The organism is Streptomyces sp. NPDC060194 (assembly GCF_042728285.1).
Taxonomy (GTDB): Bacteria; Actinomycetota; Actinomycetes; order Streptomycetales; family Streptomycetaceae; genus Streptomyces.
Genome location: NZ_JBHWZH010000048.1, coordinates 13159 through 28003, shown reverse-complemented (window position 1 = coordinate 28003; position 14845 = coordinate 13159). Strand labels below are relative to the sequence as shown.

Sequence of the window (14845 nt, the reverse complement as noted above, 5' to 3'; positions counted from 1 at the left end):
ATCAGTCGCCCTTCTTGAGCTCGAACTGCCAGACCCCCCGCAGGCTCCCGCCCTTGGCCTCCACGATGCTCACCTGCACGCTCTTCGCGGCGGGCGCGCCCGGCTGCCCCTGCTGACCGGCGCTGAAGAAGGCGTCGCCGTTGAGCGAGCGGTAGGTCTTCTTGAAGGGCTCCTGCTCGACCTGCTGCCCGTCGAGGAAGATCGTCCAGCCGTTGTCCGCGATCTCCGGGTCCACACCGAAGCGGACCTGCTCGCCGGGGCCGACCGAGATCTCGGTGTCGGCCTTCTTCTGCAGGCACTTCCGGATCTCGCCGGGCTTGATCGCCTTGCCGTCCCCGTAGCAGGTGGCCTGGGTGTTGACGGAGTCACTGCCGACCGTCACGGTCGCCACCGGGGTCGGCTTGTCGCAGGCGGCGAGGGCGAGCATTCCGGCGGCGACGGCGCCGAGGGTGGCCGTGGCCCGGCGGCCCGTGGTGGAGAAACGCGCAGAGGTCATGCGGGGCAGGTTATCTGCCGCGTTCCCTCAGACCACACGCGGGTGCGGCGTGCCGCCCCGCCGTCCGGCGGCCACCAGCCCCCGCACGGTGGTCAGCCAGCCGGCCGCGACGATCGCCGCGCCGACCGCGGGGCCGAGCACCGGGCTGAGCGGCAGCGCGATGCCGATCGCCCCGCCGAGCACCCACGCCATCTGCAGCAGCGTCTCCGAGCGGGCGAACGCGCTCGTCCGGACGGCCTCGGGCACGTCCCGCTGGATCAGCGCGTCGAGCGACAGCTTCGCGAGCGCCTGCGCGAACCCGGCGCACGCGCCGAGGCAGACGATGACGACGGGCCCGTAGAACACGGCCGTGCAGACGGCCACGGCGAGGACCCCGCCCACCACGGTCACGATGATGAACTCCGGCGCGCGCGACTTCAGCCACGCGCCGACGGCCGTCCCGATCGCGTTGCCGGTGCCCGCCGCGACGCCGACCAGGGCGAGCGAGAGCGCGGCGCTCTGCCCGGCCATCGGCTGCTCGCGGAGCAGGAACGCGAGGAAGAAGATCAGGAACCCGGACAGGCAGCGCAGGGCCGCATTGGCGGCGAGGCCGTGCGTGACCGAGGGGCCGACCGTGCGCAGGCCGGGGCGCTTGCCGTGGGGGAGCGGCAGGTGCAGGTGCTCCTCGTCGGCGACGAGCAGCGCGCGCGCCTCGCCCTTGCCGGAGTCGACCTTGGGCGGCAGCGAGAACGACAGGAACGTGCCCACGACGAACAGCACGAACGCCCCGTACAGCGGCCAGCGCGGCCCGATCTGGTGCAGCCCCGCCCCGATGGGCGCGGCGACACCGGTAGCGAGCAGCCCCCCGAGCGTCACCCGCGAGTTGGCCTTGACCAGCGAGAACGCCGGTGGGAGCAGGCGCGGCACGACGGCGCTGCGGACCACCCCGTACGCCTTCGACGCGACGAGCACGCCGAGGGCGGCCGGGTAGAGCTCCAGGCCGCCGGTGACGACCGCGCCCGACAGGAGCAGGGCGAGGAACGCCCGGGCGAGCATCGCGCCGGCCATCGCGGCGCGGCGGCCGTGCGGCACCCGGTCCAGGAGCGGGCCGATGACGGGGGCGAGGAGGGTGAACGGGGCCATCGTGATCGCCAGGTACAGGGCGACGCGGCCGCGGGCCTCGTCCGTCGGCACGGAGAAGAAGACCGTCGAGGCGAGCGCGACCGTGATCATGACGTCGCCGGCGCCGTTCACGCCGTGCAGTTCGATCAGCTTGCCGAGGCCCGACTCGCCCGCGCCGTGCGCGTGCGTGACCTTCCGTATGCCGCGGGCGGGACCTCGGAACGGGAAGTGCAGCGCGCGTCCCACCGCCCGCCCCGCCCGGCGGGCCGAGGACGCTGTGCGCGACGGAGTCTCGGTGGCCACCTCGTCATAGTGCCCCAACTCGACCCTCCGATACGCGCCGAACCGCATCCGCCCCGGCCGCCCCCGCCGCCGCGCGCGTCGCCTTCTTCCTGGCGCGCGTGTAGGCCCAGCGGCCGCGACGGGGTAGCGTGCGTAGCGCGCACCGGCACACGCCCCTGGCCGCGCGCCTCTCGTCGATCACGCAGAATGATGGTGCAAGACGTAAACAGAGGCGCGCCCCGGAACACGATCGGGTGCGGACGTCGACGCGGTCCTCCGGTCCGCTCCGCCCGCCCCGTCGCACGGCCACAAGGGTCCGTAGGCACGGCGGCGCACCCGTGAGACGGCGTATGGAGAGAAGCGATACCTGTGGCAGCCACGATGCGAAGCCGTACCCCTGACCGCCTGTGCGCCGAGGCGGTCGACCTGGCCCGCGCGGCGGCGGAGGAGGCCGCGGCGCCCGGCGTCGTCGGCGAGCACGTCTCCGCCGTGGCCGAGGGCGACCGGGTCGTCACCCACTACTTCGAGGCGAAGGAGCCCGGCTACCGGGGGTGGCGCTGGGCCGTCACCGTCGCCCGCGCCTCGCGCGCGAAGCTCGTCACGCTCTCCGAGACCGTCCTGCTGCCCGGCCCGGACGCGCTGCTCGCGCCCGAATGGGTGCCGTGGAACGAGCGCCTCCGCCCGGGCGACATGGGTCCGGGCGACCTCCTGCCGACGGAGGCGGAGGACCTGCGGCTGGAGCGGGGGCTGACGGACGACGCCGTGCGGGCGGCGGGGGCCGACGGCGCGGTCCCGTCGACGCCGGACGCCGCTGGCGCCAATGTCGCGGCCGGTCCCGCCGCCGACGACGACCTGCGCCTCTCGCCCGCCTGGTCCGGCGACGAGGAGCCGCCGCCGAACTCGGTGCTCGCGCCGCCGGCGCCCGCGGTCGTCCCCTCGCGCGCCTCGCTCGCCGCCGTCGCCGACGAGCTCGGCATGCGCCGCGCGCGGGTCCTCTCCCGCTACGGCCTGCACTCCGCGGCCGACCGCTGGGACGAGTCCTTCGGCCCCAAGACCCCGATGGCCCAGGCCGCGCCCGCCTCCTGCGAGAGCTGCGGCTTCCTCGTCCGCATCGGCGGCTCCCTCGGGCAGGCCTTCGGCGTCTGCGCCAACGAGTTCGGCCCCGCGGACGGGCACGTCGTCTCCCTCTCCTACGGCTGCGGCGGCCACTCCGAGGCCGCCGTCATGCCCACCCCGCCCCGCCCCCCCGCCCTCTCCTTCGACTCCTTCCGCGCCGACCCCCTCCTCCCCGACCCCGACGACGACCTCGGCCACGCGTAGCCCGTACGGGGCCGGCGATGTGTACGCGGTGTCGGAGCCGGGCCGGGACCGTCGTGGTGGGGCGGGAGCGGTTGTGCGGGGTGTGTGCGAAGTGCTGCGGGGGGTGCGGGCGGCAGCCGGCGGCGCACGTGGAGGGGCTGCCGGGCGGGTTGTGCGCGCGGTGCAGGGGGGAGTGCCGGCGGTGCCGCGGGGCGCTGGCGGGGGACGGCGGGGACGAGTGCGCGGCGTGCGTGCGGCCGCCGACGCGGCCCGGGGGTGAGCCGGTCGCGTTCGTGCTGCGGCGGATGCCGCACCCGCTGCTCGACGCGATGGCCGGCCGCGTCCCCGCCGCGGTGCACGCGACGATCCGCGCCGAGCTGGCCCACCGCACACCCCAGCAGCTGAGCGACCGCGTCGAGCGCCGCTGGTACGGCCGGTGGGCGCACGCGCTGCGGGCCCGGGACGAGGAGGGCCGCCTCGTCCGGGGCCCGGACGAGATCGCCGTCCAGCTGGTCGCACCGGGGCCCTGCCCCGCCCCCGCCTGCGAGGACGGCGTCGTCCTCGGCACCGACCGCACCTGCCCCCGCTGCGCCCGCCCCGAGCACCGCGCCGACCCCGCCCCGCCGCCGCGCCCCGATGACCGCGCCCGCCGCGAGGCCCTCACCGCGATGCGCGCCGCCGTCATGGAGAGCCCCCACCGCACCAGCAACGGCGCCACCCGCCGCGCCCGCGGCCTCGGCGGGCGGGACGCGCAAGGCCGCGGTCAGCCACCCGCCGGCGCGTAGTCGCCGAGTCCCCGTGACGCCCCCGCCACCCGTCCGTACGACGCGCGGGCCGCGCGAAGCGTGCACCGGGCCCACGACATCCGCACAGGTTCGCCATCGGGCCGCCCGATAGCGGACGGCGGTCGGGGGGCAGGTGGGCAGCGGTAGTCTCCAGCGCGGTGGGTGCGTCCCAGGTGGCGGGCCCGGAAACGGAGTGACCAGCGTGAGCAGGAACGTGCGGCCGGGCCCCGCGGGCAGCGACCCCTTCGGCACGGCGCGGTTGCGGCGCGGGGTGCTCGACGCGTGGGCGGCGAGCGCGGCGCGGTTCAGGGAGGACGCGAACGCCGAGGAGGAGCTGGCGCTCGGCGGGTACCGGGACCGGCTGGTCGTGGAGCTCGCGCAGAACGCTGCGGACGCGGCCGTCCGGGCGGGCGCCCCCGGCCGCCTGCTGCTCACCCTGCGCGAGGGCGTCCTCGCGGCCGCCAACACCGGCGCCCCGCTGGACGCCGCGGGCGTCGAGTCGCTGAGCACGCTGCGGGCGTCGGCCAAGCGGGAGGCGGCCGGCGACCCGGGCGACCCCGCCGGCACCGTGGGCCGCTTCGGCGTCGGCTTCGCCGCCGTCCTCGCGGTGAGCGACGAGCCCGCTGTCGTCGGCATACACGGCAGCGTCCGCTGGTCCCTGGCCGAGGCCCGCGAGCTGGCCGAGGCCGAGGCAGGAGCCCAGGCCGAGGCCGCGGGCGCCCCCGCCCTCGCCGAGGAGCTGCGCCGCCGCGACGGGCACGTCCCGCTCCTGCGCCTCCCGCTCCCGGCGGAGGGCACCGCGCCCGCCGGCTACGACACCGTCGTCGTCCTCCCGCTGCGCGACGCCGCCGCGACCGCGCTCGCCGAGCAGCTGCTCGCCGGGATCGACGACGCGCTGCTGCTCGCGCTGCCGGGCCTGGAGGAGATCCGCGTCGAGACGGCGACGACGGTCCGCACGCTGCGGCGGACGCGGAGCGGCCCGTACGTGGAGGTCCAGGACGAGGACGACGCGGGGACGCGCACGACCCGCTGGCGGACGGCGACGGCCGCCGGGGCCACCGCGGCGGACCTCCTCGCCGACCGCCCGGTCGAGGAGCGCGACCGCCCGCACTGGTCGCTGACCTGGGCCGTCCCCGTCGCCGACGACGGCACCCCGACCGCCCCGCGCACCACCCCCGTCGTCCACGCGCCGACGCCGACCGACGAACCGCTCGGCGTCCCCGCCCTGCTGCTCGCGACGTTCCCCCTGGAGGCGACCCGCCGGCACCCCGCGCCCGGGCCGCTGACGGACTTCCTGGTGGAGCGGGCGGCGGACGCGTACGCCGAGCTGCTCGCCGGCTGGGACCCGGTCACGCCGGGCACGATCGACCTGGTGCCGGGCCCGCTCGGCAAGGGCGAGCTGGACGGGGCGCTGCGGGCGGCGATCCTGGAGCGGCTGCCGCGCACGCCGTTCCTCGCCCCCGCGCTGGAGGCCGCGCCGGCCGCGTCGGACGTGCGCGCCGAACACCCCACCGTCCTGCGCCCGTTCGAGGCGGAGGTCGTCGAGGGGGCGGGCGCACAGACGGTCCGCGTCCTCGCGGAGGTGCTGCCGACGCTGCTGCCCGCGGGTCTCGAACGCCGCACGGAGCTGCGGACGCTCGGCGTCGCGCGGCTGCCGCTGCAGGAGGCGATCGACCGGCTCGCGGGCGTCGAGCGCGAGCCCGGCTGGTGGTGGCGGCTGTACGACAGCCTGGCCGGGGTCGACCCGGACCGGCTGACCGGGCTGCCCGTGCCGCTGGCGACGGACGCGGCCGCCGAACCGTCCGGCTTCGGCACCGCACCCCGCACCCCGCGCACCGCGACCGGCCCCCGGCAGGTCCTGCTGCCGCAGTCCGCGCCGGAAGGGGCCGTCGCCCCCGCGACCCTCACCCGCCTCGGCCTGCGCGTCGCCCACCCCGACGCCGCGCACCCCCTCCTGGAGAAGCTCGGGGCGCTCCCGGCGACCCCCCGCGCGGTGCTGACCACTCCGCAGGTGCGCGCGGCCGTCGCGGCGTCGCTCGACGACGACCACTGGGACGACGGCCTCGGCGGGCCCGCCGCCCTGGACGCCGACGAACTCGCCGCCACCGTCCTCGCGTTGGTGCAGGGCGCGGATCTCCGCCCCGGCGACGAGCCCTGGCTCGGCGCGCTCGCCCTCCCCGACGAGGACGGCGAACTCGCCCCGGCGGGCGAACTGGTGCTGCCGGGCAGCGAGTTCGCCTCGCTGATGCGTGAGGGCGAACTCGCTCTCTGCGGCGCGGAGTTGGCCGAACGCTGGGGCGAACAGCCGCTCGCCGCCTGCGGGGTCACCGCCACCTTCGCCCTCGTCCGCGCCACCGACGTCGTCCTCGACCCCGACGACCTCGACCCCCGCGAAGGGGACTACGCCGAACCCGACGACGCCGGGCTGCTCGACGCCGTCGACGTCTGGTGCGAGGACGTCCTCGACAACCTCCCCGAGACCCCCGTGCCGCCGGTCGCGACCGAGCTCGTCGCCGTCCGCGACCTGGACCTCGTCGACGACGACGCCTGGCCGCGCGCGCTCGCGATCCTCGCCCGCCCGCCGCTGCGCGACGCGCTGGTCCAGCCGGTGCGGGTGCTGCTGCCGGACGGGACGCACGAGTCGGTGCGCGCGCACACCGCGTGGTGGCTGCGCGACCACCCCGTCCTCGACGGCCGCCGCCCCGCCGGCCTGCGCGCGGCCGGCGGCGACCCGCTGCTCGCGGGGCTCTACGACGAGGCCGACGCGACCGGGTTCGACGACGAGCAGGTCCTGCGGGCCCTCGGCGTCCGCACCACGCTCGCCTCGCTCCTGGACGAGCCCGGCGGCGCGGCGGAGCTCCTCGCCCGGCTCGCCGACCCGTCCCGTACGGTCACCGCGCCCCAACTGCACGCGATCTACGGCGCCCTGGCCGCGCTCGACCCCGAGCAGGTCACCCTGCCCGACGAGCTGCGCGCGGTGGTCGACGGCGAGCTGCGGGTGGTCGACGCGGCGGACGCGGTGGTCGCCGACAGCCCCGACCTGCTCCCGCTGGCCGCCGGCCTCCCGCTGCTGCCCGTCGCCCCGGCCCGCGCGGCCGACCTCGCCGAACTGCTCCAGGTGCGGCGGCTCGGCGAGACGGTCGCGGCGGAGGTCACCAGCGAGGGCGTGCTCCACGAGGTCCCCGACGCGGTCCGCACCCTGCTCGGCCCCCGCACCCCGGCGGCGTACCGCGAGCACGACGAGCTGCGGGCGGGCGGCGCGGAGCTCGACTGGCGGATGGCGCCGGACGGCGAACTGCACGCCTCCACCCTGGAGGGCGTCGCCGCCGGGCTCGCCTGGGCGGCGGGCCAGTGGCCCCGGCGGTTCGAGGTCGCGGCGCTCCTGGAGGACCCGTCGCGGACGGCGGAACTCGCGCGGGACCGCTGGTTCGACTGAGGCGGCCGGATCGACCGAGGCGGCCGGTTCGACCGGGACGGTGCCCGTGACGGACCTCGCGCACCACAAGTGCCTGGTGCGTACAACCTTTTCGGCCTGTCGGTGATCTCCAGGGTGCGGCCGCTGCGGCCGCGCACGCATCCGGGTGTGCGGGTCCGCGACCCGCACCGCCCGTCGCCAGTCGATTTACGGAGTCACTCCATGTCCCAGCACTCCCGCCCCACGTTCACCACCGGCAGGAAGGTGACGCTCGGCGTCGGCACCCTGGCCGCCTCCGCGCTCGCCGTCGGCCTGCTCGTCACGCCGTCCGCGACGGCGGGCGGGACCGGCGCCGCCGAGGCGCTGAAGCAGAGCAGGTCCGCGGCCGCCGACGCGCTCGCGGCGAAGGCCGACGCCCCCAAGGCCCGCGCCGCGCGCGCCGCCGACGCCGCCACCGTCTCCGGCGTCACCGTCAACGGCGGCAACAGCGCCCGCGTCGGGACGACGAACACGCAGACGATCACCGTGAAGTGGACGATCGAGGGCGGGTCGACGCTCTACGGCACCAACGCGTCGCTCTGGCGCGGCACCGACCTCGACGAGGGACTGGAGCAGTACCTGCTGTCCGAGGAGTTCGGGGACGACGTCGACCCCTGCGTCCAGGCCGGTGCCGGCAGGTGGGACTGCACGGCCACCTACAAGGTCGACCCCGGGTACCTCCTGACGAACGAGGACGCCGGGGCCTGGAAGATCGCGCTCTGGACGGTCACCGACGCGACCACCGACGTGGACACCGACAACGCCAGGACCTGGTACCTCAAGCGCTGGTCCCGGCTGAGCAACAACGCGGCCCCCGAGCCCGTCGCCAAGGGCGGGAAGATCACGATCACCGGCACGCTGGAGCGCGCCAACTGGGACACCAACAAGTACGCCGGCTACACGCAGCAGACCGTCCGCCTCCAGGAGCGCTCGCTGACCGGCTCGTACGCCACGACCAGCAGCCACAGCACCGGCACCGGCAGCCTGGCGGGCGTCGAGAAGCAGACCCGCACCGCCACCGCCGACCGCTGCTACCGGTACACGTTCGAGGGCACCTCCACCACGCCGGCCGTCACCGCGACCGGCGACTGCGTCGACGTGCGCTGAGTGCGCTGACCCCGGGAACCCCTGGTCACGGGATTCCGCGGCCGTGTGATTCGGGTCACACGGCCACGGAATCTTCACTTCTCCTACAACCATTCGTCGCCCACGCGCATCTGATCATGCGAGCCAACAGGCTCCCTGATCACTCGGGCCCCGCGTGACGCATCCCCGTGCGGGCCCCCTTCTCCACATGGAGAACACATGCGCATTCGTGCCACCGTGGCCGCCGTGACCGGCGCCCTGGCCCTGTCCGCGTTCGCCGTCCCCGCCGCGCAGGCGGACGACTCCGCCGCGCGTGAGACCGTCGCCGAGATCGCCGCGAAGCGGGACTACGCCCCGAAGGCGGACGCCGCCCCGAACAAGTCCGCCCGCGCCGCGGCGCCCTCGCTCGACGTGACGTATTCCAAGGTCGTCGTCAACGGCGGCAAGCCGATCGCCGTCGGCACCACCAACCACGTCAGCGTCAAGACGAGCTGGACCGTCACGCACGACGCGGGCCTCGACCTCGTGTCGTACGACAGCCGCTACATCAACGACCTGATCCTGTACCGCGGCAGCAGCTTCGACTACGCCCAGAACGTCCTGTTCGGCGACGAGGCGCCCACCTGCACCTCGGTCTCCGCCACGGTGACGAACTGCAAGGGCACCATCGACATCAAGCCCAAGTACGACGAGGACAGCGAGGGCTTCTGGACCGACTTCGTCGGCAACGAGGACGCCGCCACCTGGAAGAGCGCCGGCATCGTCGTCGACCTGGAGGAGTTCACGGGCGAGGACGACCAGGGCTTCGCCTACAAGGACAGCCTGCCCGGCACCAAGCTGCAGCGCTTCTCGAAGCAGACCGTCAACGCCTCCCCGGAGCCCGTCACGAAGGGCAGGACCATCACGGTCACCGGCAAGCTGAGCCGCGCCAACTGGGACACCTTCAAGTACGCGGGCTACACCAACCAGCCCGTGAAGCTCGAGTTCCGCAAGAAGGGCTCCACCGCGTACTCCTACGTCAAGACCGTCAAGACCAACTCGACGGGCAACCTGACGACCACCGTCAAGGCGTCCACGGACGGCTACTGGCGCTGGAACTTCGCCGGCACCTCCACCACCCCGGCCGTCAAGGCCGCGGGTGACTACGTCGACGTGCGATAACCCGACCCGCTGCACCACCGAAGGCCCCCGCACCCACCGGCGCGGGGGCCTTCTCCGTGTCCGGAGCCGTACCGGTCACGCGGGGAAGCGGCGGTCCACCCAGCGGTAGGCGAGTTCGAGGAGCAGCGCCGCCCCGGCCGCGATCCCGACCGCCGTCCACGGCATGGTCGTCCCCACGAGCCTCAGCGCGAAGAAGTCCTGGAGCCAGGGGACGAGCAGGACGACGGCGAACGCGCCGCCCATCGTCGCGACGAGGGCCGCGCGCCACCAGGTGTAGGGGCGGGCGATGATCGCGAGCACCCACATCGAGACGAGGAAGAGGGTGAGCGTCGCCGCGCTCGTCTCCGCGGCGAGCGCGCCGGGGCCGGTGTAGTGGTGCCGGGCGAGCGCGTACGTGGCGAACGTGGACGTCGCCGCGACGACGCCGCCGGGGATCGCGTACCGCATCACGCGGCGGACGAAGTGCGGTCGGGCGCGCTCCTTGTTCGGGGCGAGCGCGAGGAAGAACGCGGGGACGCCGATGGTGAGCGTGGACAGCAGCGTCAGGTGCCGGGGCAGGAACGGGTACTCGGACTGCGTGCAGACCACGAGGACCGCGAGCAGCACGGAGTAGACGGTCTTCGTCAGGAAGAGCGTGGCGACGCGGGTGATGTTGCCGATGACCCGGCGGCCCTCGGCGACGACGGAGGGCAGCGCGGCGAAGCTGTTGTTCAGGAGCACGATCTGGGCGACCGCGCGGGTCGCCTCCGAGCCCGAGCCCATGCTGACGCCGATGTCGGCGTCCTTGAGCGCGAGCACGTCGTTGACGCCGTCGCCGGTCATCGCGACGGTGTGCCCGCGCGACTGCAGGGCCGCGACCATGTCCCGCTTCTGCTGCGGGGTGACCCGCCCGAACACCGCGCCCCGCTCCAGCGCGGCGGCCATCTCCTCGCGCCCCTCGGGCAGCGTCCGGGCGTCGACGACGGCCCCGTCGAGGCCGACCTTCGCGGCGACCGCGCCGACGGAGACGGCGTTGTCGCCGGAGATCACCTTCGCGGTGACGCCCTGGTCGGCGAAGTAGGCGAGGGTGTCGGCGGCGTCGGGCCGCAGCCGCTGCTCCAGGACGACGAGCGCGTGCGGGGCGAGGTCCTCGGCCACCCGCGGGTCGTCGAGCGCGCGGTCCGCGGCGACGCGGGCGAGGAGCAGGACGCGCAGGCCCTCGGCATTGAGGCCGTCGACCTCCTTCAGCGCGGGGTCGGCGGGCGCCAGGAGCACGTCGGGGGCGCCGAGCAGCCAGACGGACGAGGTGTCCGCGGCCTCGTCGAAGGCGCCGCCGCTGTACTTGCGGGCGGAGGAGAACGGGAGCGCCTGCGTGCACGTCCAGTCGGCGGCGCGGTCAGCGGGGTAGGCGTTGACCACGGCCTGGAGGCTCGCGTTCGGCCGGGGGTCGGCCGCGCCGAGCGCGGCGAGGACCCGGGTGACGTAGGCCTCGTCCGTGTCGCCGAGGATGCGCAGCTCGGAGACGTCCATGCCGCCCTCGGTGAGGGTGCCGGTCTTGTCCAGGCAGACGGTGTCGACGCGCGCGAGGCCCTCGATCGCGGGCAGCTCCTGCACCAGGCACTGCCTGCGGCCGAGGCGGATCACGCCGATCGCGAAGGCGACCGAGGTCAACAGCACCAGGCCCTCGGGGACCATCGGGACGATCCCGCCGACGGTCCGCGCGACGGAGTCCTTGAAGTCGTTGTCCTTCACGACGAGTTGCGTGATGATCAGGCCCGTCGCGGCCGGGACCATCATCCACGTCACGTACTTGAGGATCTGGCTGATGCCGTTGCGGAGTTCGGAGCTGACGAGCGTGAACCGGCTGGCCTCCTCCGCGAGTTGCGCCGCGTACGCCTCGCGGCCGACCTTCAACGCGGTGTAGCCGCCGCCGCCGGCCACCACGAACGAGCCGGACATCACCGGGTCGCCGGGCTGCTTCAGGACGGGGTCGGCCTCGCCGGTCAGCAGCGACTCGTCGACCTCCAGGCCGTCCGCCTCGGTGACGCGGCCGTCCACCACGATCTTGTCGCCCGGGCCGATCTCGATCAGGTCGCCGAGGACGATCTCGGAGGTGGCGACCTCCTGGGAGGCGCCGTCGCGGCGGACGGTCGGACGGGACTCGCCGATCACCGCGAGGCTGTCGAGGGTCTTCTTCGCGCGGAGCTCCTGGATGATCCCGATGCCGGTGTTCGCGAGGATGACGAAGCCGAAGAGGCTGTCCTGGATCGGCGCGACGACCAGCATGATCACCCAGAGGATGCCGATGATCGCGTTGAACCGGGTGAAGACGTTCCCGCGGACGATCTCGCGCAGGGAACGGGAGCTGCGGACGGGTACGTCGTTGACCTCGCCCTTCGCCACGCGTTCCGCGACCTCCTCGGCGGTGAGGCCGGGCGGTCGGGCGTCGGACCGGGGCGGCCGGTTGGTGGCGAGCGTCATGGGACGACGGTACGACGATTCGGTGGCGGTGATCAGACGCGGGCCGGAACTCGCCCGCCCCGGCACCGGAGGCGAGGGCTCCGCCCTCCGGCCTCAGGCGCCGGCCGGGTCGTCCACGTCGCGCGCCCGGGCGATCGCCGCCTCCCGCTGACGCGCGTACCAGATGCCGAAGAGGCCGAGCGCGGTGCCGACGAGGGGGGTCCAGACCCACCAGGTCAGGTCGCGGTCGGCGAACCAGCCGTAGAACGGCAGCTGCACCAGGAAGATCGCGGCCCAGATGGCCGTGCCGCCGACGACCGTGGCCACGACGGGCCCTTCCAGGGGCTCCGGCGCCTCGTGCCGGGGGGTCCACTTCGCCATGGGGACAGCTTACGCGGGGGCGCGACGGCTCACGCGGGGGCGTGACGGTCGGGACCCGCGCGCCGGGAGGGCCGTCCGCAGTAAGGGTCTACGCGCGGAGATAGCCATTCCGCTTTAGGTTATTCATACTGACGGTGCCTATGTTTGGCCGGGAATATTCGTACGTTCCGCCAAATCCGACCGCTCCTGAGCACCATCGCACCGAGGTCTGAATGTCCAGTACGGCCACCGCCGACACCCCCGCCCCCACCCCGCCGCCGGCGGAGCGGGGGCCGCTCGACCGCTACTTCAAGATCTCGGAGCGCGGATCCACGGTCGCCCGGGAGGTCCGCGGCGGTCTGGCCACGTTCTTCGCCATGGCGTACATCATCGTGCTGAACCCGATCATCCTCGGCGGCGCGAAGGACATGTACGGCAACCAGCTGGACGGCGGCCAGCTGGTGACGGCGACGGTCCTGACGGCCGCGTTCTCGACGCTGCTGATGGGGGTCATCGGCAACGTCCCGATCGCGCTGGCCGCGGGCCTCGGCGTCAACACGGTCGTCGCGCTGCAGCTCGCCCCGCGGATGGCGTGGCCGGACGCGATGGGCATGGTCGTCCTCGCCGGCATCGTCGTGATGCTGCTCGTGGCGACCGGCCTGCGCGAGCGGGTCATGAACGCCGTGCCGACGTCCCTGCGCAAGGGCATCGCGATCGGCATCGGCCTGTTCATCCTGCTGATCGGCCTCGTCGACTCCGGCTTCGTCTCCCGCATCCCGGACGCGGCGAACACCACCGTCCCGCTGCAGCTCGGCTCCGACGGGCACCTCAACGGCTGGCCGGTCCTCGTCTTCGTCCTCGGCGCGCTGCTCACGCTCGCGCTGATCATCCGCAAGGTGCCGGGCGCGATCCTCATCTCGATCGTCGTGATGACGGTCGTCGCGGTCGTCATCCAGGCGATCGCCGACCTCGACCCGCTCGCCTGGGGCCTGACCGTCCCGGAGTGGCCCGGCAACCCGGTCGCGACGCCGGACTTCGGCCTGCTCGGTGAGTTCAGCCTCTTCGGCGGCTTCGAGAAGGTCGGCATCCTCACGGGCTGCCTGTTCGTCTTCACCGTCCTGCTGTCCTGCTTCTTCGACGCGATGGGCACGATCCTCGGCGTCGGCGACGAGGCGAAGCTGATGGACGCGAACGGGAACTTCCCCGGCATCAACAAGGTGCTCATCGTCGACGGCATCGCCGTCGCGGCGGGCGGTGCGACGTCGGCCTCCGCGAACACGTGCTTCGTCGAGTCGACGGCGGGGGTCGGCGAGGGGGCGCGGACGGGCCTCGCGTCCGTCGTCACCGGCGGCCTGTTCGCCGTGGCGCTCTTCCTCACCCCGCTGGCGACGATGGTCCCCTCGCAGGCGGCCACCCCCGCGCTGCTCGCGGTCGGCTTCCTGATCCTCGCGGGCTCGATCCGCGACATCGACTGGAGCGACTTCACCCTCGCGATCCCCGCGTTCCTCGCGATGGTGATGATGCCGTTCACCTACTCGATCACCAACGGCATCGGCATCGGCTTCATCGCCTTCTCCGTCCTGCGGCTGGCCGCGGGGCGGGGGCGCGAGGTGCCGCCGGCGATGTACGCGGTCTCCGCGGTGTTCGTCTTCTACTACGCGATGCCGGCGCTGGGTCTGACGTAGTCCACCGGAGCGAGGCCCCCCGCTGCGTGGCTTGGGCGGCGGGGGTGTCGCCGCTGCGCGGCGTGCTCGGCGATGCCCCCCGCTGCGCGGCGTGCTCGGCGATGCCCCCCGCTGCGCGGCTGGGGCGGAGTGTGGCTTTGCCGCTGCGCGGCTTGGGGGGCGGGAGAGGGGGGTTGTGCCGCTGCGCGGCGTGCCCAGCGATTCTCCGCCGCTGCGTGGCTGGTGCGGAGTGTGGCTTTGCCGCTGCGCGGCTTGGGGGGCGGGAGCGGGGGGTTGTGCCGCTGCGCGGCGTGCCCAGTGAGACTCCGCCGCTGCGCGGCTGGTGCGGCGAACCCCGCCGCTGCGCGGCAGGCGCGTCGTACCGCTGGGGGTGTGCGCCGCCCGGCCCCCGCACGGCGAGTGCGTGCCGACCGGGCTCGGGAGGCCCTCGGCGGGCAGGGCGGGAGGCCGCCGCCCGCCGGGCCGCACGAGAACACCGCGTTCGTGCGCACCGCTACTGCCGGCGCGAGAACCGTCCCGCGGTCGACGGTGCCGCGCGCGAGGCCCTCGGCCGGCGGGGCGAGGGCTGCCGGCCTGTGCCCCCCACTACCCCGCACGGGACCACCGCGTTCGTGCGCACCGCTACTGCCGGCGCGAGAACCGTCCCGCGGTCGACGGTGCCGCGCGCGAGGCCCTCGGCCGGCGGGGCGAGGGCTGC

Annotated in this window: 10 protein-coding genes; 6 read left to right on the top strand and 4 right to left on the bottom strand. The window is 74.6% G+C overall.

The window, feature by feature from the left end; translation table 11 throughout:
- Nucleotide 1 precedes the first annotated feature (1 nt).
- Nucleotides 2-496 carry a DUF2771 domain-containing protein gene (locus ACFWEG_RS13465; protein ID WP_387213489.1) on the bottom strand — a complete coding sequence of 165 codons (495 nt, stop codon included), beginning with the start codon at nt 494-496 and terminating at the stop codon, nt 2-4.
- A gap of 27 nt (nt 497-523) precedes the next feature.
- A complete protein-coding gene (locus ACFWEG_RS13460; RefSeq protein WP_387213486.1) occupies nt 524-1948 on the bottom strand; it encodes an MFS transporter in 1425 nt (474 codons plus the stop codon).
- Nucleotides 1949-2260: 312 nt separating this feature from the next.
- On the opposite strand from ACFWEG_RS13460, the gene ACFWEG_RS13455 reads away from it, so the two are divergent.
- The 5 genes from ACFWEG_RS13455 (at nt 2261) to ACFWEG_RS13435 (ending at nt 9664) form a co-directional block, all read left to right on the top strand.
- On the top strand, nt 2261-3199 hold the full coding sequence (locus tag ACFWEG_RS13455) for a DUF3027 domain-containing protein (protein WP_387213519.1): 939 nt from the start codon (nt 2261-2263) through the stop codon (nt 3197-3199).
- A gap of 230 nt (nt 3200-3429) precedes the next feature.
- Nucleotides 3430-3963, top strand: a complete 534-nt coding sequence (locus ACFWEG_RS13450) for a hypothetical protein (protein WP_387213483.1) — start codon at nt 3430-3432, stop codon at nt 3961-3963.
- 202 nt (nt 3964-4165) lie between these two features.
- Entirely contained in the window at nt 4166-7399 is a 3234-nt protein-coding gene (locus ACFWEG_RS13445) for a sacsin N-terminal ATP-binding-like domain-containing protein (protein WP_387213480.1), read from the top strand.
- Nucleotides 7400-7600: 201 nt separating this feature from the next.
- Nucleotides 7601-8524 carry a calcium-binding protein gene (locus ACFWEG_RS13440; RefSeq protein ID WP_387213477.1) on the top strand — a complete coding sequence of 308 codons (924 nt, stop codon included), beginning with the start codon at nt 7601-7603 and terminating at the stop codon, nt 8522-8524.
- 198 nt (nt 8525-8722) lie between these two features.
- Nucleotides 8723-9664, top strand: a complete 942-nt coding sequence (locus ACFWEG_RS13435; protein WP_387213474.1) for a hypothetical protein — start codon at nt 8723-8725, stop codon at nt 9662-9664.
- A 75-nt stretch (nt 9665-9739) separates the two neighbouring features.
- On the opposite strand, the gene ACFWEG_RS13430 is transcribed toward ACFWEG_RS13435, so the two are convergent.
- Together ACFWEG_RS13430 and ACFWEG_RS13425 are read right to left on the bottom strand one after the other, a co-directional pair.
- Nucleotides 9740-12124 carry an HAD-IC family P-type ATPase gene (locus ACFWEG_RS13430; protein ID WP_387213471.1) on the bottom strand — a complete coding sequence of 795 codons (2385 nt, stop codon included), beginning with the start codon at nt 12122-12124 and terminating at the stop codon, nt 9740-9742.
- Between the two features lie 93 nt (nt 12125-12217).
- The gene (locus ACFWEG_RS13425; RefSeq protein WP_387213468.1) at nt 12218-12484 is read right to left on the bottom strand and encodes a DUF2530 domain-containing protein; all 267 of its coding nucleotides are present in this window, start codon (nt 12482-12484) and stop codon (nt 12218-12220) included.
- Nucleotides 12485-12696: 212 nt separating this feature from the next.
- Between ACFWEG_RS13425 and ACFWEG_RS13420 the strand changes: the two genes are divergently transcribed.
- Nucleotides 12697-14148, top strand: a complete 1452-nt coding sequence (locus ACFWEG_RS13420) for an NCS2 family permease (RefSeq protein ID WP_387213465.1) — start codon at nt 12697-12699, stop codon at nt 14146-14148.
- Nucleotides 14149-14845: the final 697 nt, after the last annotated feature.

What these genes read in the sequence shown, in the direction of transcription:
- ACFWEG_RS13465 (WP_387213489.1), bottom strand. Translation starts at nt 496, where the DNA reads ATGACCTCTGCGCGTTTCTCCACCACGGGCCGCCGGGCCACGGCCACC.
- ACFWEG_RS13460 (WP_387213486.1), bottom strand. Translation starts at nt 1,948, where the DNA reads ATGCGGTTCGGCGCGTATCGGAGGGTCGAGTTGGGGCACTATGACGAG.
- ACFWEG_RS13455 (WP_387213519.1), top strand. Translation starts at nt 2,261, where the DNA reads ATGCGAAGCCGTACCCCTGACCGCCTGTGCGCCGAGGCGGTCGACCTG.
- ACFWEG_RS13440 (WP_387213477.1), top strand. Translation starts at nt 7,601, where the DNA reads ATGTCCCAGCACTCCCGCCCCACGTTCACCACCGGCAGGAAGGTGACG.
- ACFWEG_RS13435 (WP_387213474.1), top strand. Translation starts at nt 8,723, where the DNA reads ATGCGCATTCGTGCCACCGTGGCCGCCGTGACCGGCGCCCTGGCCCTG.
- ACFWEG_RS13430 (WP_387213471.1), bottom strand. Translation starts at nt 12,124, where the DNA reads ATGACGCTCGCCACCAACCGGCCGCCCCGGTCCGACGCCCGACCGCCC.
- ACFWEG_RS13425 (WP_387213468.1), bottom strand. Translation starts at nt 12,484, where the DNA reads ATGGCGAAGTGGACCCCCCGGCACGAGGCGCCGGAGCCCCTGGAAGGG.
- ACFWEG_RS13420 (WP_387213465.1), top strand. Translation starts at nt 12,697, where the DNA reads ATGTCCAGTACGGCCACCGCCGACACCCCCGCCCCCACCCCGCCGCCG.